This window comes from Mycobacterium sp. SMC-17, assembly GCF_045310915.1.
In the GTDB taxonomy this organism is placed as follows: Bacteria; Actinomycetota; Actinomycetes; order Mycobacteriales; family Mycobacteriaceae; genus Mycobacterium.
Genome location: NZ_JBJIAK010000042.1, coordinates 1 through 19,796, shown reverse-complemented (window position 1 = coordinate 19,796; position 19,796 = coordinate 1). Strand labels below are relative to the sequence as shown.

Annotated in this window: 20 protein-coding genes; 10 read left to right on the top strand and 10 right to left on the bottom strand. The window is 65.7% G+C overall.

Annotation, left to right across the window (positions count from 1 at the left end):
* Positions 1-18 precede the first annotated feature (18 nt).
* From ACJH7A_RS22665 to ACJH7A_RS22655, 3 genes are all read right to left on the bottom strand, one after another.
* Positions 19-585, bottom strand: coding sequence for a hypothetical protein (locus tag ACJH7A_RS22665; RefSeq protein ID WP_406802748.1), 567 nt, complete (start codon positions 583-585; stop codon positions 19-21).
* A 213-nt stretch (positions 586-798) separates the two neighbouring features.
* Complete coding sequence (locus ACJH7A_RS22660) at positions 799-1,314, bottom strand: hypothetical protein (protein WP_212806455.1); 516 nt, start codon at positions 1,312-1,314, stop codon at positions 799-801.
* Positions 1,307-1,885: a hypothetical protein gene (locus ACJH7A_RS22655; protein ID WP_212806456.1), complete on the bottom strand. Its 579-nt coding sequence runs from the start codon at positions 1,883-1,885 to the stop codon at positions 1,307-1,309. Before ACJH7A_RS22655 ends, ACJH7A_RS22660 begins: the two co-directional genes overlap by 8 nt.
* A gap of 462 nt (positions 1,886-2,347) precedes the next feature.
* On the opposite strand from ACJH7A_RS22655, the gene ACJH7A_RS22650 reads away from it, so the two are divergent.
* From ACJH7A_RS22650 to ACJH7A_RS22640, 3 genes are all read left to right on the top strand, one after another.
* Positions 2,348-3,289, top strand: coding sequence for a hypothetical protein (locus tag ACJH7A_RS22650; RefSeq protein ID WP_212806457.1), 942 nt, complete (start codon positions 2,348-2,350; stop codon positions 3,287-3,289).
* Between the two features lie 31 nt (positions 3,290-3,320).
* A complete protein-coding gene (locus ACJH7A_RS22645) occupies positions 3,321-3,656 on the top strand; it encodes an Imm51 family immunity protein (protein WP_212806458.1) in 336 nt (111 codons plus the stop codon).
* Between the two features lie 140 nt (positions 3,657-3,796).
* On the top strand, positions 3,797-4,057 hold the full coding sequence (locus tag ACJH7A_RS22640; RefSeq protein ID WP_406774189.1) for a hypothetical protein: 261 nt from the start codon (positions 3,797-3,799) through the stop codon (positions 4,055-4,057).
* A 252-nt stretch (positions 4,058-4,309) separates the two neighbouring features.
* Here ACJH7A_RS22640 and ACJH7A_RS22635 read toward each other — a convergent pair whose 3' ends face one another.
* Entirely contained in the window at positions 4,310-4,921 is a 612-nt protein-coding gene (locus ACJH7A_RS22635; RefSeq protein WP_212806460.1) for a TetR/AcrR family transcriptional regulator, read from the bottom strand.
* An 86-nt stretch (positions 4,922-5,007) separates the two neighbouring features.
* On the opposite strand from ACJH7A_RS22635, the gene ACJH7A_RS22630 reads away from it, so the two are divergent.
* Together ACJH7A_RS22630 and ACJH7A_RS22625 are read left to right on the top strand one after the other, a co-directional pair.
* On the top strand, positions 5,008-6,114 hold the full coding sequence (locus tag ACJH7A_RS22630) for a P1 family peptidase (RefSeq protein WP_212806461.1): 1,107 nt from the start codon (positions 5,008-5,010) through the stop codon (positions 6,112-6,114).
* A complete protein-coding gene (locus ACJH7A_RS22625) occupies positions 6,111-7,532 on the top strand; it encodes an APC family permease (protein ID WP_346416844.1) in 1,422 nt (473 codons plus the stop codon). The genes ACJH7A_RS22630 and ACJH7A_RS22625 overlap by 4 nt, the downstream gene beginning before the upstream one ends.
* Positions 7,533-7,626: 94 nt before the next feature.
* Here the strand turns inward: ACJH7A_RS22625 and ACJH7A_RS22620 are convergent, their stop codons facing one another.
* Together ACJH7A_RS22620 and ACJH7A_RS22615 are read right to left on the bottom strand one after the other, a co-directional pair.
* A complete protein-coding gene (locus ACJH7A_RS22620; RefSeq protein WP_346416876.1) occupies positions 7,627-8,502 on the bottom strand; it encodes a glycoside hydrolase family 16 protein in 876 nt (291 codons plus the stop codon).
* Between the two features lie 230 nt (positions 8,503-8,732).
* Entirely contained in the window at positions 8,733-9,341 is a 609-nt protein-coding gene (locus ACJH7A_RS22615) for a TetR/AcrR family transcriptional regulator (RefSeq protein ID WP_212806463.1), read from the bottom strand.
* Positions 9,342-9,385: 44 nt separating this feature from the next.
* Here ACJH7A_RS22615 and ACJH7A_RS22610 point away from each other — a divergent pair, with 44 nt between their 5' ends.
* Positions 9,386-10,543 (top strand): phosphotransferase family protein, encoded by a 1,158-nt coding sequence (locus ACJH7A_RS22610; RefSeq protein ID WP_212806464.1) that lies wholly within the window; start codon positions 9,386-9,388, stop codon positions 10,541-10,543.
* A 671-nt stretch (positions 10,544-11,214) separates the two neighbouring features.
* Here ACJH7A_RS22610 and ACJH7A_RS22605 read toward each other — a convergent pair.
* The 4 genes from ACJH7A_RS22605 to ACJH7A_RS22590 form a co-directional block, all read right to left on the bottom strand.
* Positions 11,215-11,553 carry a DUF1589 domain-containing protein gene (locus ACJH7A_RS22605; protein WP_406783845.1) on the bottom strand — a complete coding sequence of 113 codons (339 nt, stop codon included), beginning with the start codon at positions 11,551-11,553 and terminating at the stop codon, positions 11,215-11,217.
* Positions 11,554-11,732: 179 nt separating this feature from the next.
* Positions 11,733-12,101: a DUF4345 domain-containing protein gene (locus tag ACJH7A_RS22600; protein WP_346416877.1), complete on the bottom strand. Its 369-nt coding sequence runs from the start codon at positions 12,099-12,101 to the stop codon at positions 11,733-11,735.
* 77 nt (positions 12,102-12,178) lie between these two features.
* On the bottom strand, positions 12,179-12,361 hold the full coding sequence (locus ACJH7A_RS22595) for a hypothetical protein (RefSeq protein WP_212806465.1): 183 nt from the start codon (positions 12,359-12,361) through the stop codon (positions 12,179-12,181).
* A 140-nt stretch (positions 12,362-12,501) separates the two neighbouring features.
* Positions 12,502-13,974: an acetyl-CoA acetyltransferase gene (locus ACJH7A_RS22590; protein ID WP_346416845.1), complete on the bottom strand. Its 1,473-nt coding sequence runs from the start codon at positions 13,972-13,974 to the stop codon at positions 12,502-12,504.
* 244 nt (positions 13,975-14,218) lie between these two features.
* Here ACJH7A_RS22590 and ACJH7A_RS22585 point away from each other — a divergent pair, with 244 nt between their 5' ends.
* The 4 genes from ACJH7A_RS22585 to ACJH7A_RS22570 are packed head-to-tail and all read left to right on the top strand — an operon-like array spanning position 14,219 to position 19,777.
* Positions 14,219-15,322, top strand: coding sequence for an acyl-CoA dehydrogenase family protein (locus ACJH7A_RS22585; RefSeq protein WP_346416846.1), 1,104 nt, complete (start codon positions 14,219-14,221; stop codon positions 15,320-15,322).
* A gap of 1 nt (position 15,323) precedes the next feature.
* A complete protein-coding gene (locus tag ACJH7A_RS22580; RefSeq protein WP_346416847.1) occupies positions 15,324-16,508 on the top strand; it encodes an acyl-CoA dehydrogenase family protein in 1,185 nt (394 codons plus the stop codon).
* 5 nt (positions 16,509-16,513) lie between these two features.
* Entirely contained in the window at positions 16,514-18,898 is a 2,385-nt protein-coding gene (locus ACJH7A_RS22575) for a CoA transferase (protein WP_346416848.1), read from the top strand.
* A 12-nt stretch (positions 18,899-18,910) separates the two neighbouring features.
* Entirely contained in the window at positions 18,911-19,777 is an 867-nt protein-coding gene (locus ACJH7A_RS22570) for a LysR family transcriptional regulator (RefSeq protein ID WP_406802747.1), read from the top strand.
* Positions 19,778-19,796 lie beyond the last annotated feature (19 nt).

Here is a 19,796-nt window from a genome sequence, read left to right as displayed (position 1 = left end):
CGGAGCTTCGGGGGCGATCTAACATCGCAATTGCCAACGGTCAACCGTGTTGCGCACTGTGTAGGTGTGCCAGGAATCTCCGTGCAGCAACAAGGTGACCTCGCTGGGACCTGATGGTGGGTAACCGATACCGGAAGCGTTGCAACAAGAGGCGTCGATGTCGTTACCCACGAACACGCTGACGCCGATCACACCCGATGGGCCGACGAGCAATTGACGGTCGGGGTTACTGCGATCACCGATGGCCAGCAGTCCGCTGGCGATGTTGAGGTGGCCATCAAAGGCCCGGACGCCCAATCCGCCAGTGTCCGAGCCGGAGAGCACGCGAACCCGAAGCTGCCGTCCGACGGCGTCGCACTCGTCGGCGCTCATGGTCTGTACCCGCAGTGCCTGTTGCACCGGCGCAGGTTCAGGGTCGATGCCGGACTGGATGTAGATGCCAGTAATCCCTTGCGCCCCAGCATCTTCAATTACCACGATGCCGCGGTCGGGTGCGATCATCATGTCGCACAGCAGCTTGTTCGTTGCCGTTCGTGCCGCCATGTCTCCTCTTTCCGTGGCCAAAAACTGTTTCAATCCACCCACGGATCGTCCGCGAAGTACTGTCCCGGATCATTTGGATTTCTCCGGTCAGCCGGCTCTCCCGGCTTGCGGGCGGCAGCCGTGATCGCGGTCCAGAACAGTGCCGGCACTGATGCGAAACATCGGATAATCCTCGGTACGTCACGAAACACATTGACCCCCTGTGCTCCTCGGGTGATATCGGCAGCGTCGGTCCCCGTCGCGCCCGGCGGTCCGTTACACACTGGTCGAAATCGACAGTGCGGCCGCAAATTCGAGAAGTCGTCCCATTTCTTCCTGACCATCGTCTGCGTTCTTGTCGAAGAGGTAGCACTCGACGTAGTGCTGGCTGTCCTCAGGAGTGGTTCGGGTTGTGCTGTTGACTATCGGCGTATACAGGCGGAGGCGCACCGACACCAGCTCGTGAGAACCGTCAGGTAGCACGTCGTAATCGGTGTGCAAAGCCTGATCACTGAGCCGCGACAGCAGAACGGTCCGCACCGAGGACTGGAACATCGGGTGCGGCAATCGATCATCGTGACCGGCGCATTCAGTGTCCGAGCCGTGCCACAGGATCAGCCGCCGGCCGTCAGTGATCGCAACCTCCTGCCACGTCGGGCGCTCCGTGAGCACGAATGAGTAGGCGCCGTCGAAGTCGAGGAAAGGGCGCAGATTGTTCAGCGCTGCTTCGGGATTGCGAATGCCGAGCATGACCGCCTGCTGAAGATGCCTGTGTGATGCCCAGTCAGCCATGCGCGGCCAGCACCCTTCCGAATTGAATCAACCGTTCCATCTGTGCTCGCCCGCCGTCGGTGACAGACTTGCTGAACACCAGTTCCTCGCTGAACGCCTCGGTTCTCGCTGGGGTCTTGGCCAGCGTGTAATCGGCCGTCGTGGTCACGAGCCGCAGTTCGACACTGTGCAGTGACCGTCCACCGCGGTGATCGACGCGATACCCGACCTTGAGATTGCGGTCGGTCAACGCAGACAACGGAATCGAGCGCAGCGTGGACGTCAGCAAGGGTTCGCCGGGCTCAGGATCGTCGTCGTCGGTGAGTTCGTCGTCACCCATCCACAGCAGTAACGTCCGACCGTCGGTCACCGCGACCTCTTGGTACAACGATTCGCGCGAATCCTTTTCTTCGAGTGTGCGTTCCATGACGAATGCCTTGATCGCGGCCGGGTCCATTACCCGGTACAGCGCCTCCAACGCGATCGCGGGATCGCGCAGATATGCCTCCGCCGCTTGCGCCAAGTCGGAGTAGGGCGCCCAGTCCTGGTGAGTATCCGGCCCGCCGGGTCGGCCGGGTGATAGTTCGGTCATCGACATCAGTTCCCGGATGGGGACAACACCCGCAGTGCGGGTACCACCTTCATCGGTGAGAGACCACCCATGACCACATCCCCTGTCCAGCAGACCGACCCGTTGGACCCGTCGCCGATGACGAGCCTGTGCAAGGTGTAGTCGGGAATCAGAGGCAGAACCGAACGGTGATCTAGCTCACAACGCGCGAAGCCAACGAATCCCACCGGGGCTCCCCGAGCGGCTCGTCGGCATCCGGCCATAAGGAAGGCAGCTCGAAGGGCAGACAGAAGCCGAAACGGCGTAAGAGCAAGTCGCACCATAACCATCCGTAGGGCAAACGAGAGCGGCGATCGTTCCCCGGTCGGCGGTAGCATCGCCGACCGGGGAAACTCACGACGACGGGGAAATGAGATGAGTACCGATCAACGTCCGGCAGTCCCGAAGGCGCGGCCGCCGGTTGCCCATACTGTGTGGAGCCCGGTGACCACGGATCAGTTGCCCGAACGTCCGGATTTCCGCAGGATCATCATCCGAGATACCGGCGACGCCTCGTCGGCCGCTGACTGGCAGCTGTTGGCGCAGTACATGTCCCGGCACCCGCATCTGGGGTTATTCGTCAATATCTTCGGCGAAGGCTTGCGTGACCTGGATTTTCTCGCCGAGTTCGGATGGCTCACCGATCTGACGGTGGAGTGCATGTCGCTCCAGTCGGTGGAGGGCTTGCGACATCTACGACAGTTGGAATCGCTGGACCTGGGACCGACGAAGCGGCGGGTATCGCTGGAGGTGCTGACCGAACTACCTGCGCTTCGGAGTGTGTCGATCACTGATCACTCACGGGAGCTTGATGTCCTCGGCCAGATTCCTGGTCTGCGCTCAGCGAGCTTGACCAGCGCCAAGCGCGACGACCTTGAATTCCTCACCGGGTCAACACAGTTAAGATTGGTGTACTTCACCATGGGGCGGCTCAACGACCTGTCTGCCCTGACCCGGCTGCCGCATCTCATCTCGCTGGACATGTATCGCACGAAGGTCACCGACTTGACCCCGATCGGGGGCTGCACGTCCCTGGTGACCCTGTGGCTGGAAAGCCTGCCCGTTGGGGCACTGCCCGATCTGGGCGCACTCAATGATCTGATGGTCGTGGAAGTCGCCAAACTCAAAGGCCTCGATGACCTCACCCCGATCGCACACGCCCCTGCCCTGCGGTACCTGCGGGTACAAAGCGACGCCCTGCAACCCGACGATTTCACCGTGTTGGCGGGGCACCCCACTTTGGAGGTGATCGATGCGGATCTGCGCACCGACAAGCTCGGCTACCAGGTCAACCAGATGCTCCAGCTGGACCGCGACGACGTGAACCCGTACTACCAGAGAGCGTTCAAGCGCGAACTCGCCGCCCGCATCAGCGGCGAACCGTAAACCCACACAACGAGAATCAGAGGTTTCACAGGTGAACCCATTCTTCCTCGACGACGAAGACCCTGCATCCGTCGCGCTGCTGCTGAGCACGGGTGATCTGACCGTCGACGCGGCCGTGGAAGAGCACGGCCATACACCCAACGGCGACTTCTGGACTGGAGTGGCCGAATACCTGATCAGCAGCCACCGCCCAGATCTGTCAGATGCGTTCGAATTCGACCCAGAGGCAGGAACATTCGCCGCCTACGGTGACCGTGACCAGCTGCTGGCACTGGCCGACCTGATGCGTCCCGCGGTGACCGACTCCGATGCCATCGCCGCGCTCATCACCACCGCCACGGCAGCAGGGTACGAATTCGATGACTAGCAACCGGATGGATCGCCCTACCCCTAGGCCGCAGCGCCACCCTCAGCGGCGGCCAGAACTGTCTGGCGCGCATCGCGCGCGGCGAATGAAACGATCTCGGCCCACCCGCCGTTGCTGATCTCTCCCGGACAGCGGCGGCAATGCGCGAACTGCTCTGCGCGAAATTGGCTGTTCTGGTTGCCAACTCGGTGACTGTGGCCGCAGACCGTGACACCCTCGTCAACGGCGACGGCCCCACTGAGGCTGTGCTGGGCCGGCTGTGCCCCACATGCTGGTACGCCACCCGCGCCGCGCTGGCCCAGCGTGTTATTGACGACGGATTCACCGGGCTGCTTGGGCAGGACCTGCTCGACCCTTCCTCCGTCGCGATCGTCTACACCTGCGGGCTCCTTGACTCCTAGCCGTGGACAGGAGTGACTGTTGATAGATCGGCAAAACGCACAGCACGAGCGAATGGCGCAGCCTGGAAAACCATTACCGGCGAACGGCATTCGCACTGCCTGCCGAAGACGATGATCCTGACCACCCCTGGCCTCCCTAAGCGGTTGAAACTAAGCGGATGGAATCCCGGCGAATCGGTTGCCTTGAACCCGTCGTGGTAACGAAGGAGCCGGCCGGATGAGCAGTTCGCCAATCAGTAATCCGCCTGCAGCTCAGTCGATCTCAGGAAGCGGCACTCCGACCACAAGCTCCGCATACTGGCGCATCAGCCGCAGCGCCGTCGGCCGGCTCAGGTCCGGATCGCGTGCGGCGATCCGGTAGCCGAAGTAGTCCTCCATCGACATCAAGGTCATGGCGATATCGCGCGCCGGGTGCAGCAACCGGAACACGCCGCTCTCCTGGCCGCCCGACAGCAGATCGGCGTACAGGCCGACCTGCCGGTGATAAATGCCCTGCACGTCGCTGCGCTGGTCAAGCTCGAAGCCGGCCGACAGCACGGCCCGCCAGATCGCACGCCACTCGGCGTCCTCGGGCCCGGTGGGCAGGCCGGCAGCCATCGTCATCACCAGCTGCTCGCGGGCGTCGGCCGATGACCGCTGCAACTCAAGCCGCGCATCGTAGAACCGCACGTCGGAACGCAGCGCCAGCTCGGAGAGCAACTGCGTCATGTCCTTGAAGTAGTACCGCACCGCGTTGGTGGTGAGCCCCAGTTCCTCGGCGACGTCGGCCAGCTTGAGGGTGGCCAAGTCGTGTCGCTCGATCAGTGCGATCGCGGCGTCCATGATCTCGCGACGCCGCTCCTCCTGCTTGTTGGGCCGGGCCATGGCACCAATCTTGCCCGTTCTCTTGCGAGACGTGGCACGCGGGCGCATAGTTCTTTTCCAATCTGGAAAAAAACTCGGGAGAAGCAATGCGTGCCAGAGATCTCGGCGTGGTCATCGGGGAGCACCCCACTGGCCCGGCCAACGCCATCACCGACGTCGAGGGCGTGCGGGTCGGGCACACCACGCTGCAGGACGGCGGCGTCAACACCGGCGTCACGGTCGTCGTTCCGCATGACGGCATCTGGACCGAGCCGGTGTTCGCCGGTTCACACCGCCTCAACGGCAGCGGCGAACTCACCGGGCTGGAGTGGATCCGCGAATCCGGCGAGCTCACGAGCGCGATCGGACTGACCAACACCCACAGCGTCGGCGTCGTGCGCGACGAACTGGTGGCCGCCCAGGTCCGCGCCCGCGGCGCCGGCCTCTACTGGTCACTGCCAGTCGTGGGCGAAACATACGATGGACTCCTCAACGACATCAACGGCTTTCACGTCCGTCCCGAGCACGCCCGCCAAGCGCTCGAGGCGGCGTCCACGGCACCGCCCGCCGAGGGCAACGTGGGCGGCGGCACCGGGATGATCTGTCACGGCTTCAAAGGTGGCATCGGTACCGCATCGCGCCGCACCGAGACAGCCGTCGGGCAGTACACCGTCGGCGTACTCGTCCAGGCCAATCACGGCCGGCGGGAACGACTCCGGATCAACGGCGTGCCGGTCGGCGAACTCATCGGACCCAGCCAGGTGCCGCTGCCGGACCTGCCCAAGCAGTACGCCCCGGGATCGGGCTCGATCATCGTCATCATCGCCACCGATGCCCCGCTACTCCCCCATCAGTGCACCCGACTGGCGCAGCGCTCGGCGCTGGCGGTGGGCCGTCTCGGCGGCACCGGCGAGCAGTACAGCGGTGACCTGATGCTCGCATTCTCGACAGGTAACCGCGGCATCCCACCATATGCATGGGATGAGGACGCCTCCACCGCACACCCGGAAGTGGCCCTGCGGATGGTCGCACCGCAACTGATGACCCGGCTGTTCGACCTCACCATCGAGGCGACTGAGGAGGCGATCGTCAACGCGATGGTCGCCGCCACCACCCTGACCGGACACAACGGTTTCACTGCCCACGCCATCGACCACGATCTGCTGCGCCACGCGTTGGACCCCAATACCCCTGCACCCGAGGAGATTTCATGACCACTGCATCGGCCGAGACGCAGGGGCGGCGGCTTTCCGGGCGCCTGGGCCCCGTCGGCATCGTCTTCATGGTGGTCGCGGCTGCCGCCCCGCTGACCGTGATCGGCGGCAACATGCCGTTGGCTATGGGCCTGGGCAACGGCGCCGGCGCCCCGGTGGGATTCGTGATCGCCGCCCTGGTGCTACTGGTCTTCAGCGTCGGCTTCGTGACCATGACGCCACACGTTCCCGAGGCCGGGGCGTTCTTCTCCTATGTGACCGTCGGCCTGGGCGAGCGCATGGGCAAGGGCATCGCGGTCGTCGCACTGATCGCCTACACCGCCATCCAGATCGGCATCTACGGCTACATCGGATGGGCGATCTCCGACACCGTCGCCCACTACCACGGCCCGGTAATCCCTTGGCCCGTCTACTCATTCATCGTGCCGGCAATCGTCGCAGTGCTCGGCTACCGGCACATCGAGCTGAGCGCCAAGGTCCTGGGCGTGGCGTTGGCCCTTGAGATCGGCATCGTCGTCGTGCTGGACGCGGTGATGGTCGCCAAACCCGGCCCGGCCGGTGTCACCTTCACCTCCTTCGCACCCGCCACCTTCACTCAGGGCACCATTGGCATCGCCATTCTGTTCGCCCTCACCGGGTTCATCGGGTTCGAGGCCACCGCCGTGTTCCGCGATGAAGCCCGTGATCCCGAGCAGACCATCCCGCGCGCCACCTACGCCGCGGTGATCATTATCGGCGCGTTCTACGCCATCACGGTGTGGGCGTTCGTGGTGGCCGTCGGTCCGGATCAGGTCGCGACTGTGGCGCGGAAAACCCTTGCCGGCGAGGGCAATATGCTGCTGGACACCACTGGCGACATGCTGGGCATCGTGGGCCGCGACATCGTCAACGTCCTCCTGCTGAGCAGCCTTTTCGCCTGCGTGCTGTCCTTCCACAACGTGATCGCGCGCTATCAGTTCGTGTTGGCCGGCAAGGGCCTGCTGCCCGCTCGGCTGGCCACGGTGCACGACGACCACGAATCACCGTCGTTCTCTTCGCTGGTGCAAACCGCCACCGCCGCAATGATTGTCGCCGTACTGGCGATCCTCGGCATCGATCCGCTGGTCGGGGTGTTCGGCTCGATGGCCGGGGTCGCAACGGTCGGCATGGTCCTACTGATGCTGACCACTTCGGTGGCAGTGCTGGTGTTCTTCCTGCGTAACCGAGAGCTGGGGATGGACGGGTTGTGGACGACGCGCATCGCTCCGGCGTTGGCCGTGCTCGGTCTGCTGGGCAGCCTGTGGCTGGTGCTGTCGAACTTCACGCTCGTCACCGGTGGCAGCGCGACGCTCAGCACGGTTCTGGCCGCGATCCCGTTCCTCGGGCTCGTCGTCGGATTTGCGGCCTGGCGTCCGTCGCGGGCGCTGTCGACCAACTAGGCGGCAGCACCGCTCGGCATCACCAAGGCACCCGGATCGAGCCGATCACGCCGACGGCGCACGGTCCGGACCCCGGCCACCGCCGGACCGTTGATCAGAAGACGCGGATCCAGTCGATCAGCATCTCGGCGGGGTAATTGCCGCCGGCAGGCTCGCGACCGCCGGACCCACCGATGGCCAGGTTGAACACCGGGGCCAAGGTGTACCCCGGATCGTTGAAGGGCCAGTCGTCCAACGAATTGGCCGGCACCGCGAAGAACGGCTCTTGCCCCGGCGCGTAGTCCTTCCAGAAGTACATTCCGGTCGGCTGCCAGGTCATCCGCCAGGTATGCCACCCGCTGTCGATCGGATGCGGGTCGGTGGCGAACGACGTGCCGTCCAACCGGGCGTGCACCGTCGTCCCCGATGGCCAGTCCCGGTTGCCGTACCACTCGACCAGGTCGACCTCGCCGCCGCGGACCGGATCGTCATTGAGCAGCCAGAAGGCCGGCCAGGCGCCGTCCGTGAGGCAGTTCAGTTTGATCCGCGCCTCCCAGGTGGTGCCGACCCCTCCGCGCCAGTTGCCGACGACCTTGGCGCTCGCGTAACGCTCCCGGATGTTCGCGCCGGGACCACGGGTGGCCCGGATGACGAGGTTGCCCTTGCCGTCCTGGAACACGTGCTCCTGATCGGTCACGTACCGGCCCATGTTGTACGGCTGGTCCCATTCGACGGGGTTTCGGATGACCTCGCGCTCAGGCACGATGAACCACCACGCCGGGTCCGGCGGGGCACCCGCGGGGCCGTTGAATTCGTCCCGGAACAGCATTGCCGGGCCTGCCGCTGAGCCGGCAGGCGCAGCAGGCGCGGCCCCCGGGCCAGTCCCCGGACCTGGGGCAACGGGCAACGGGTCGGCGTCAGCCCTCGGGGATCCCAGCACGGTGGTAACCGCGCCGAGGCCAACCATCATCATGATCTTGCGACGATCCATATCCGGCACATCAGCAATCGTAGGCGACGCACCGTCGCGACACGGCTAACCAAGTAGCCTGGTTGCGGAAGTGTTCGAGCTCGTCGCCGTGGCGGATGCCCAACGGCCATTCGCTCGCGCCAGCCCGAGAGCACGCGGATGACGAGGTTCAGAACCGCACTCGGCAACACCGTGATCAGGTCCCATGCTGATTCAAAGGCGCTGGCGCCCAAGAGCTTCCGGCGAGACCGTCAAGCCCCGCTGATCACTCCATGCGTGACAATGGTCGCCGTCTCGTCGACCCACAGCTCGTCGAGTTCACTCTCGGGATGCAGCAACATCCGCAGCATCGTTGCGCCACCGATGATCTCGATGAGCCGTTCAGGCTTGACGTCGGCCTGGACCTCGCCGCGCTCGATGCCATGCTCGAGCCGCACCCGCACCACGTCGAACAGCCCATGGAAGCGTGCGACGACCCGCGCGTTGAGCTCCTCGTCGGCGCTCATGTCCGCCATGAGTCCCGGAAGCGCAGCCCGCACGGCCGGGCTGGTGAACACGTCGCGCGCTGCGGCGATCATGGCGCGGATGTCGCCGACGATGTCCCCTTCCGGGGTCGACAGCGCGGTCGGCGTCGTGGGGAACGCCGCTTCATGCACCAACTCGGCCTTGCTCGACCAGCGGCGGTACAGCGCCGTCTTCGTCGTTCCCGCACGTTCGGCGATGGCCGCCATCGTCAGATTGGCGTAGCCGACTTCGGGCAGCAGTTCGGCGGCAGCGGTCAACACCGCGGCGTCGATCCGGGGATCGCGTGGCCGACCGGCGCCAGAGGGCTTGTCAACCGCTTGCAGGTCTGATTTCATAACGCTACGCATCGTATCGTAATTATCTCGGGAAGGAAGGTTCAGTGCCGAACCAACCGGCGGACAGCTCCGTCACGGTCGAGACGAACGTCGACCATATTCAGCGCTCCAGCCGTGACGTGACAACAGTTCCGGACATCCTGTCACAGTGGCTGTCCACCGTGATGGAAGGCGGCATCAAGCCCGAGATCACCGTCGAGAGCGGCGTCGACTCGAACGGAATGTCTTCCGAGACAATCATCATCACCGGCCGGTGGACCGAGGGCGGCACGCCGGTGGAGCAGAAGTGGGTCGTCCGGGTCGCGCCGACCACCGAGGACGTCCCCGTCTTCTCGTCCTACCGACTGGACCACCAGTTCGACGTCATGCGCCTGGCCGCCGAACTCACCGACGTCCCGGTCCCCCGCGTCCGCTGGCTGGAGAACACCGGCGAGGTGCTCGGCTCGCCGTTCTTCCTGATGGACTGCGTCGACGGCGTGGTGCCGCCGGACGTCATGCCGTATACATTCGGCGGCAACTGGTTCGCCGACGCCACCCCGGAGCAGCAACGCACGCTGCAGGACAGCACCGTGGAGGCCATCGCCAAGCTGCACTCGATCCCCGACGCGGAAAAGACCTTCGGCTTTCTCCAGGAAATCGACCCGCCGGGCGACACTGCGCTGCGCCGGCACTTCGGCTGGCTCAAGGAGTGGTACCAGTTCGCAGCGTCGGGCCTGGGCCGCTCACCGCTGGTCGAGCGTGCCCTCGTCTGGCTGGAGGAGAACTTCCCCGAGGACGTCGCGGCATCCGAATCGGTTCTCGTGTGGGGTGATTCGCGCATCGGCAACGTGATGTACCAGGACTTCCGCCCCTCCGCGGTCCTGGACTGGGAGATGGCCACTGTCGGCCCGCGTGAGTTCGACGTCTCGTGGATCATCTTCGCGCACAAGGTGTTCCAAGAGCTCGGTGGCCTGGCCGGGCTGCCCGGCCTGCCGGATGTGCTGCGCGAAGAGGACGTTCGCGCAACCTACAAGAACTTCACCGGCGTCGAGGTCGGTGACCTGCGCTGGTTCTACATCTACTCCGGCGTCGTGTGGTGTTGCGTGTTCATGCGCACCGGCGCCCGCCGCGTGCACTTCGGCGAGATGGAACAGCCCGACGACCTCGAGTCGCTCTTCTACCACAAGTCGCTGCTGGAGAAGCTCCTGGAAGGAACAGCCTGATGCTCGGCCCCATGGACGAATACCCGATCCACCAGGTCCCGCAGCCCATCGCGTGGCCCGGGTCCAGCGACCGGAACTTCTACGACCGCTGCTACTTCAACGCCCACGACCGCACCGGCGACATCTTCGTCATCACCGGCATGGGCTACTACCCCAACCTCGGGGTGAAGGACGCCTACTTCCTGGTGCGCCGCGGTGATACCCAGACCGCCGTGCACCTTTCCGATGCCATCGACCAGGACCGACTGAATCAGCACGTCGTCGGCTACCGCATCGAGGTCACCGACCCACTGCACCAGGTGCGCATCGTGCTCGACGAGACCGAGGGCATCGCCGCCGACCTGACATGGAACGGCCTGTTCGACGTCGTGCAGGAGCAGCCGCACATCATGCGCCAGGGCAACCGCGTCACGCTGAACGCGCAGCGCTTCGCGCAATTGGGTTCCTGGAGCGGCACCCTCGCCATCGACGGCGAGGACATCAAGGTCAGCCCGGACACGTGGATCGGTTCGCGTGACCGGTCCTGGGGCATCCGTCCCGTCGGCGAGGCCGAGCCCGCCGGCCGGCCGGCAGACCCGCCTTTCGAGGGCATGTGGTGGCTGTACGTACCGCTGGCGTTCGAGGAATTCTCGCTCGTGATGATCATCCAAGAGGCCCCCGACGGCTTCCGGTCACTCAACGACTGCAGCCGCGTCTGGAAGGACGGCCGCGTCGAGCAGCTCGGCTGGCCGCGCGTGAAGATCCACTACGTCTCCGGTACCCGCATTCCCACCGGGGCCACCATCGAGGCGACGGCGCTGGACGGCACGCCCGTCCGCTTCGATGTGGAATCCAAGCTGCCCGTGCCGATCCACGTGGGCGGCGGCTACGGCGGTGACGCCGACTGGCTGCACGGCACGTGGAAGGGCGAGAAGTTCACCGAGCGCCTCACCTACGACATGACCGATCCGGCGATCATCGCTCGCTCCGGCTTCGGCGTCATCGACCACGTCGGACGTGCGGTGTGTCATGAGGGCAACAAGCCGCCTGCCGAAGGCTGGGGCCTGTTCGAGCACGGCGCGCTCGGCCGCCACGATCCGTCGGGCTTCCCGGACTGGCTGACGATGGCCCCCTAGTTTTGCTCTTCAGGAGCAAACAGGAATGTTCCCCGATACAACGGCGTATCGGGGAACATTTGTCTTTGGTGGCGCTAGCCGACCCACCACAGCGATGCAGCGAGCAGAACTTCGACAAAGCCGTAGAACCAATTGGGGTAGAACGATGTTCGGTCACCGGCGACCGCGGACACGATGCGCCCGAATGCCATCCCGAGCAACGCCACGCTCACGGTGACCACGATGCCGGTACGGACCTGCTCGGGAGCTGCGATGGCGTATCCGAGGATCGCCGCGATGGCCAACCCGAAACCGCCGTAGACCGCCCGTACCTCTGCCCGAGATGCGGGGCCGCCCAACGTGATTCCGAAGGGCCGCAACATCTCCGCCGGGGCGGTCAGGGCCCGCAGGCCCATGCCCGCAAAGAACACCGCGTTGACGCCGACGACGACGTTCGACGCCACTGACACCGTTACCTCCCGACGACGACGGACCGGCAATCAGCATGACCTATGTGGGCCATGTCGTCACGCGAAACGACTCAGAGTCGCCACATTTCGCGCTCGGTGGCGGCCTGCTCGAATGCCTTGTGACGGAAAGTCTCCGGCTGGCGGACTTTCGCAGCGAGATGCAACCGGGTCACGAACGCGGTGGTCTTGTCCGACCACCAGTGCATCGCGGCCGCGGCGGGGTGGAAGCCAACTGACGCAGAGTTGGTGGCCATCGCGGTGTCCCTTCACGAACTCCGACAATGCTTTTGGGATCGCACAACCTCGGCGACGGGCACCGTCGGCACTAGTGAACAGGTTCAGCGACAGAGGTACCCGATCTATTCCCTGCGGCAGGCCGTTGTTCGCTGTCGGCTTACTCCAGCCCGGCGGTGCCGTCCGCGCCGACGGTGACCTTTGCACCCGCGAGGTCCTCGCGGATGCTGGCCTCGGCCTGCGACGGGTCGGTGATCACGGCGAGCGCCCGGCTGCCGCTGGGTGTCCGGACAGCCACGAAGGCCTTTTCGGGAACGCCCTCGCGGGTGACCGGCGTGGTCCAGGTTTCCACGGTGCCGGTTCCGGACCATTCATCCTCGGCCACCACGGTCGGTTCGGCGTCGACCTCGGATTGCACATCTTCCCAACGGAATTCATGTGCCGGCGGCTCGGTGCTGTAGACGCCGAAACTGTGCTTGGTCAGGTAACCACCATTGGCGGTGATGAGCCCGATCTGGCCAGGATTGGCCACCAGCCGCTCCGCCATGGCGGCGATCGAATGCGACACATAGTTGTTCCACGGCCCACCGGCGAAGGTCAGGCCACCGGTCACCGTCAACGGACGCGCCGGATCATCGAGGGCCAGTCCCAATTCACGGGCGGCGACCTGCACCGCCGACGGGAAGCAGGAATACACGTCGACCGCATCGATGTCATCGATGCCGAGCCCGGTGAGCTCCAGCACCCGACGGCCCGCGATGCGGATCGCCGGCGACCCGGAGAAGCTCGCCCGCTCCCCGATCAGATAGGTGTCGTGGGCGTCGGTGCCGGCGTGCGGGAAAACCCACCGGTCCCTGGGAATCTGCAATTCTTCGGCCTTGCCCACCGAGGTCAGGATCAGCGCCGCACCCTGGTCGACCATGTTGTTGGAGTTCATCAGCTTGGTGTACGGCCAGCTGATCATCCGGTTGTCCGGACCGGGCTGCCAGATCTGCTCGGCAGACACCGCGTCCCGACTCCAGGCGTGCGGATTGCCTTCTGCCACTTGACTGAACCGTGCCCACAGCTCGCCGATCCGGCGCCGATGCTCCTCGATCCCCTCCCCCGCCGCGATCCGCAACGCCTGCTCGAACATCGGGTACACGTGCGACGGCGCCACCAGCCCGATCCGCAGTTCTGCGGGCCCGGCCATGGTGAATTCGGGGTCACTGGGTGCGAGTGGCACCGACTCGTCCTGCTCGGTGCCGGTGAGTCGTTCGCCGCGCGCCTTCAACCGTATTCGGGTACGCCAGGTTTCCCCGCCGGCGATCAGCACCACGTCGTTGCGGCCCTGCTGAATGTCCAGGCACGCCTGGTTCACCAGCGACTGCGGCACGTTGCCACCGATCGGGGTGTACCGGGTGACGGCGTCGGCCGCACCGATGCGCTGCGCCAGCAGCAAGCCGGGGTCCCGGTACCGCACCGACAGCAGGTTGACGATCCGGACGGCGTCGACCGCCTCGAGGACGTGGGCGTCAGCGGCTGCCCGGGCCGCGGCCTCCATCAGGTCGACAGGCTCGCCCGCCGGGTTCTCGTCGTACTGGTTGACCTGGCCGTAGCCGACGAGCACCGGGGTTCTGGGATCAAGTGACACTGACGTTTCCTCTTCTGGCGCCGGACCTGCTCCGGAATACCTCCACCTTGGCGGCATGCGGGCGGCACTGTAAACGACCAGCGCGGAAATCCGCACATGAGCGTTCGCGACATCTGCCCGCCCTCAAGACTCGCAGATGTCGCATGAGGAAACGTATAGGTGTCGCACAATGCGATTTACAGGCGGGCGCCGACAGCATTGCATGGAGCCGAGACGGTGCATGGACCTGCAGAAGGGTGAACACATGACGATGAGCGTGGCCGAACGAGCCGAACTCGCTGCGGCCGTCAAGGACCTGCTCAGTGAACATTGCACCGAAGCCGACGTCCGCCGCGTGATGAGCACAGACACCGGATTCGATCGCGACCTCTGGAACAAGCTGGCCGCCCAGGGTGTGGCGGGCCTGCTCGTAGAGCCGGACCACGGGGGCGTCGGCCTGGGCGCACAGGAGCTCGAGGCGGTCGCCGAGGTCACGGGTGCAGCGTTGCTACCCGCCCCGTTCCTGTCGAGTGCGGTCTTCGCCACGGCCTTGATCCAGGCCGCCGGCACCGACAACGACAAGGCACGGCTCTTGCCGGGGTTGGCCGAAGGTTCCTCGATCGCAACCGTGGCAGCCACCGGGCCCCGTGGTACGTGGGCACCAGATGGTGTTGCGATTCAGGGAGACCGGCACGGCGACGGGTACCAACTCACAGGCTCGGCGCACTACGTGCTCGACGGGCAGATCGCCGATGTCGTCCTCGCCGTCGCGAAGACCGGCGAGGGCATCGCGATCTTCGAGGTCGCCCCGAACGCACCCGGCTTCGACCGCACCGCCGCAACGGTTTTCGACCCCACAGTCCGGCTGTCGACGTATACGTTCGACCAGACCCCGGCCCGTCGCATCGGCACCGGCGGCTGGGCGGCTGTCGAAAATGCGTTGTCCCTCACGGTGATCGCCCTCGCAGGTGAGCAGGTCGGCGGGGCCCGCCACCTGTTCGATCTCACCGTCGAATACCTCAAGACCCGGATCCAATTCGGGCGGCCCATCGGCAGCTTCCAGGCGATCAAGCACATGGCGGCCGACCTGCTGCTGGAAGTCGAATCCGCCACTTCGGCGGCACAGCATGCCGCTGCGCAATTCGATGCCGACCCGGTGGGCGCCGACGGTCCCGTCGCCCTGGCCGGATTCGCCTGTGCGGAGGCCTATCACACCACCGCCATGCAATCGATCCAGATGCACGGCGGCATCGGCTTCACCTGGGAGCACCCCGCGCATCTGTTCCTGCGCCGGGCACGCACCGGCCGTCAACTGTTCGGCAGTTCACGTGACCATCGTGAGCGCTACCTGGCATCCAAGGGGGCCTGAGATGACGACCACCGCAGACGAGCTGCGCACCGAGGTTCGTGACTGGCTCGCGCAGAACTGGACCACGTTGCCTCCGTCGGACGATCCCTGGGTGAGCTCACCCGAGGAAATCGCCTGGCGTGAAAAGGTTCTCGACGCAGGCTACGCCGTGCCCACCTATCCACCCGATTGGTTCGGCCGCGGCTACCCGAGCAAGCTCGCCGCGGTGATCCAGCAGGAGTTTCGCGCCGTCAAGGCCCCCGGCGCCTGCCAGGACAAGCACAATATTCCCGCCAACACCTTGTTCGCGTTCGGCTCGGACGAGCTGAAACATGAACTGCTACGGGACTTTCTGACCGGCGCAGCCCGTACCTGTCTGCTCTACAGCGAGCCCGGCGCCGGATCGGACCTGGCTGGGGTGAGCACCACAGCGGTGCGCGACGGCGACCGCTGGGTGGTCAACGGCCAAAAGGTGTGGACCTCCGGAGCGGCGACGTCCGAATACGGTCTGCTGATCGCACGCACCGACTGGGATGCGCCCAAACACAAGGGCATGAGCTACTTCATCATCCCGATGCGGCAGCCCGGCATCGAGGTGCGGCCTCTGGTCCAGATCACCGGTGAGGCGCATTTCAACGAGGTGTTCATCTCCGATGCCACCGTGCCGCATGCGAATCTCATCGGCGGAGAAGGGAACGGCTGGCGCGTCCTGCAGACCGCCCTGGCGTACGAACGCTCCATCATGGGCGACGGCGGCCGCGGCTCACGCAACAAGTCCAAGGCCGACAGCCTCGTGGAACTGGCTCGCGCGCACGGCCGCCTCGACGACGCCGCCCTGCGCGAGCGCCTCGCGGACGTGCTGGCGTTGCGGGAACTCAACCGGCTCAACAACCTTCGCGCCAAGGCGTCCACCAGTCAAGGCACGTCGAGTTCGATCATGTCGCTGGGCAAGCTCGCGATGTCGCGAATCCTGCACTCGGAGGCCGCGCTGAAGACCGAGATCATCGGTACCGAATCACTGTTGGCGGGTCCCGACAACCCCGAGGCCGACGACGTGAACTTCCTGTCCCTCAACGCGTTCTTCACCTCCATCGGCGGCGGCACCGACCAGATTCAGCGCACCATCATCGGCGAACGCGTGCTGGGGCTGGCGAAGGAACCCGAGACCGACCGTGACATCCCGTTCCGCCAGGCGCGACGCAGTTGACGACCATGGCCTACGACCCGCCGCTGTCGGGCATCGAGATACTCGATCTGACAGCCGGACCCATCACAGCCGTCGGCCGGCTTCTGGCCGATCTCGGTGCCCACGTCACGTCGGTGCACCTGGCCGGTGTGACCGCGACCGACACCACCGGACCACGCATCGACGGAGTGCCCATCGGCACCGCCATCAACCGACACGGGATCCCTTCGGTCGAGATCGATCCGTCGACCCCGGCCGGGCGGCAGGCGTGGGCCGACTTGGTGGCGACCGCCGACATCCTCATCGAGAACACGCGTCCGGGATCGGCGGCCGAGGAATCCTTGGCGGTCAACCAGATTCACGCTGATCATCCGGCACTGGTCATCCTGTCCATCAGTGACTTCGGTCGTGATACGCGATATCACGACTGGCAGGCCACCACTCCGGTGCTGCACGCGTTGACCAGCGAGCTGTCCCGCTCTGGCATCCCGGGACAGCCACCGCTGGTGCCACCGAGCGCGGACCTGCCGTACCACGTCGCCGCGGCCCAGGCCGCGTTCTTCGCCCTCTGTGTGTTCCTGGATCGGCTGCGCACGGGCACAGGCGATCTCATCGATTTCTCGGTGCTCGAAGGTGCGATGCAGACCCTCGATCCGCCATTCGGCACGGCAGGCAGCGCGGCGGCCGGCGTACCCATCAGCGAACAGCAGCGCGACTGGATCGCCGAGCAGCAGCGCTATCCGATCTTCAAATGCAAGGACGGCCACGTCCGCATGTGTGTGTTGGCAAAACGCCAGTGGCAGGGCATGTTCGAGTGGATGGGGCGCCCGGCGGAATTCGCCGACCCCAAGTTCAACAGCCTCCGTGAGCGTTTCGCGTCCGCCACCCTCTTCGGCGCCATCGAGCAGTTCTGTGCCGACAAGACCCGCGCGGAGCTCGAACTGGCCGGACAACGGCACGGCGTGCCGACGGCCGCGGTGCTGAGCCTGGCCGAGGCGCTGTCCACCGAACAGGTGGCCGCGCGCGGTTTCTTCCGCGAGACGGAGCTCTCCCCCGGTCTGACCGCACCCGTGCCGGTCGGTGTCGTCGAGATCGACGGGCACCGGGCGAGCAGCCTGAACATCAAGGCACCGAGTGAGCGACGACTCCGCGACGCCCCCACGCTCACCGCGCGCCCCCGCAGCGGCCTCGGACTGCCCCTGGAGGGGCTGCGCGTGCTGGACCTCGGCGTCATCGTCGTCGGCAGCGACACCGGCCGCCTGTTCGCCGACCTCGGCGCCGACGTCGTCAAGATCGAGAACTCCGCCTTCCCTGACGGGCTCCGCATCAGCCTCACCCGGATGACGCAGGCCTACGCCGCCGGTCACCGCAACAAGCGGTCGATCGGGATCGACCTCCGGTCCGCGGAAGGCCGCGCGCTGGCACACCAACTGGTAGAGCAGTCCGACGTCGTGCTGAGCAACTTCAAACCCGGTGTGGCAGCAGCGCTCGGCATGGATCACGCGACACTGCAGCAGGTGAACCCGGGCATCGTCGTCGTCGACAGCTCGGCGTACGGAGCCACCGGGCCATGGGCGAAACGACTCGGCTACGGGCCGTTGGTCCGCGCCGCGGCGGGCTTCACCGAGCTGTGGACCTACCCAGATGACCCAGATGCGTTCTGCGACACCGTCACGGTGTACCCCGACCACGTGGCGGCGCGGATCGGGGCATTGAGTGCCGTCGCGCTCCTGCTGCGCCGCGAACGCAGCGGTGGCGGCGGATCGGCGAGTATCGCCCAAGCCGAGGTGATGCTCAGTCACCTGGCCGACGACATCGCCGGGGAGGTGCTCACCCGGCGCGGTCATGCTCGCGACGACCAGCCGGCTCATGACGCACCGTGGGGCCTGTTTCCCGGCGCTGGTGATGACACGTGGATCGCGGTCACCGTCCGCGACGACGCCGACTGGTCAGCGCTGTGCGCGGCGATCGACCGGCCCGATCTCGCTGCCGATGCGGAGCTGGGTTCGCGATCCGGGCGGGATCGTCAGCGCGGGCGGCTCGACGAGGCGCTCAGCGCCTGGACATCCCGGCATAAACCGGCAGAGGCCATGGCGCGGTTGCAGGCGGCGGGCGTCCCGGCCGGGGCTGTCCTGCATGCGGTGGAGGTCCCCGCCTGGGACTACTACGTCGAGCGACGGGCTTTCCGGGAGGAACTACATCCGCACGGGACCGCACCGTTCATGATGGAGAACGTGCAAATCCACGCTGACCTGATCCCCGATCCCCCGCTGGGGCAAGCGCCACTGCTCGGCGAGCAGACCCGTGAGATCGCGGCCGAACTGCTCGGCCTGGACGATCAGACAATCGATGATCTGATTGCCCGCGCCGTCCTCGAAGTACCTGCGGCAGCAGCACATTCGGGACGGTAACCACCCCGTCCCATGGAAATCGATTTCACCCGCCTTCGCTACTTCGTCGCGGTCGCCGAAGAGCTGCACTTCAAGCGCGCCGCCGATCGGCTGATGATCACGCCGCCGCCGCTGAGCAAGCAGATCAAGTTACTCGAGCGCGAAGTGGGTGGGGAACTCTTCGAGCGCACCTACCACGACGTCCGCCTGACACCGCTGGGTATGCAGCTGCTGGAGCCGGCGCGCGACATCCTGCGGCGGGTGGAGGAACTGAAGGCCACCGCGTCACGAATCACGCAGGCGAGCAACCCCGTTCGCATCGATGCGACCGCCTACGCGCCATCGGATTTCCTGGCGAGATTCGAGCAAGCGGTGGCAGGCCTCGCGATACCCGCCGAGTTCAGCGTGCCCGGGTCGGCGGCCGAGGTCATCGCCAAACTCGTTTCCGGGCACACGGATCTCGGTCTGATCCACCTGCCGGCCGCCGACAAGCGCATCCGGCACCGGGTCGTGGCCACCTATCCGGGCGCGGCGGCGGTGCGGTTCGACGACCCACTCGCCGCCAACGACACCATCGCCATCGAAGACCTGCGGGACCGCGATGTCGTGATCGACTTCGCCCGGCCCAATCCCGTGGTGCTGGCGCAGATGACGCGGGGCCTCAACGAACGCGGCGTCACGCGCATCGTGCGCGCCGTCAGTCAGCTGGGCGGTGAGCTGGAGATGGCCAGCCATGTGTTCAACCGGTATCTCGTCGCACTGGTCAGCTACGCGCCCGCCTCGACGCTGGGCCGAATCTTCTCGCCGCCCGAATTCAAGCTGATCCCGATCGATGAAAGCACCTGGATAGCGTCCCGGGGAGTGGTGGACTTCGGATCTGGCGTGGTTCACGCGTTGTGATCAACGAGTCATGGTGAAC

Coding starts and splice junctions, on each gene's coding strand:
- ACJH7A_RS22660 (WP_212806455.1), bottom strand. CDS start 1,314: ATGGCTGACTGGGCATCACACAGGCATCTTCAGCAGGCGGTCATGCTC.
- ACJH7A_RS22655 (WP_212806456.1), bottom strand. CDS start 1,885: ATGACCGAACTATCACCCGGCCGACCCGGCGGGCCGGATACTCACCAG.
- ACJH7A_RS22640 (WP_406774189.1), top strand. CDS start 3,797: ATGCGCGAACTGCTCTGCGCGAAATTGGCTGTTCTGGTTGCCAACTCG.
- ACJH7A_RS22635 (WP_212806460.1), bottom strand. CDS start 4,921: ATGGCCCGGCCCAACAAGCAGGAGGAGCGGCGTCGCGAGATCATGGAC.
- ACJH7A_RS22630 (WP_212806461.1), top strand. CDS start 5,008: ATGCGTGCCAGAGATCTCGGCGTGGTCATCGGGGAGCACCCCACTGGC.
- ACJH7A_RS22625 (WP_346416844.1), top strand. CDS start 6,111: ATGACCACTGCATCGGCCGAGACGCAGGGGCGGCGGCTTTCCGGGCGC.
- ACJH7A_RS22620 (WP_346416876.1), bottom strand. CDS start 8,502: ATGGATCGTCGCAAGATCATGATGATGGTTGGCCTCGGCGCGGTTACC.
- ACJH7A_RS22615 (WP_212806463.1), bottom strand. CDS start 9,341: ATGAAATCAGACCTGCAAGCGGTTGACAAGCCCTCTGGCGCCGGTCGG.
- ACJH7A_RS22605 (WP_406783845.1), bottom strand. CDS start 11,553: ATGACACACCGCACGTCCGACGTGGTCGATGACGCCGAAGCCGGAGCG.
- ACJH7A_RS22595 (WP_212806465.1), bottom strand. CDS start 12,361: ATGGCCACCAACTCTGCGTCAGTTGGCTTCCACCCCGCCGCGGCCGCG.
- ACJH7A_RS22585 (WP_346416846.1), top strand. CDS start 14,219: ATGACGATGAGCGTGGCCGAACGAGCCGAACTCGCTGCGGCCGTCAAG.
- ACJH7A_RS22580 (WP_346416847.1), top strand. CDS start 15,324: ATGACGACCACCGCAGACGAGCTGCGCACCGAGGTTCGTGACTGGCTC.
- ACJH7A_RS22575 (WP_346416848.1), top strand. CDS start 16,514: ATGGCCTACGACCCGCCGCTGTCGGGCATCGAGATACTCGATCTGACA.
- ACJH7A_RS22570 (WP_406802747.1), top strand. CDS start 18,911: ATGGAAATCGATTTCACCCGCCTTCGCTACTTCGTCGCGGTCGCCGAA.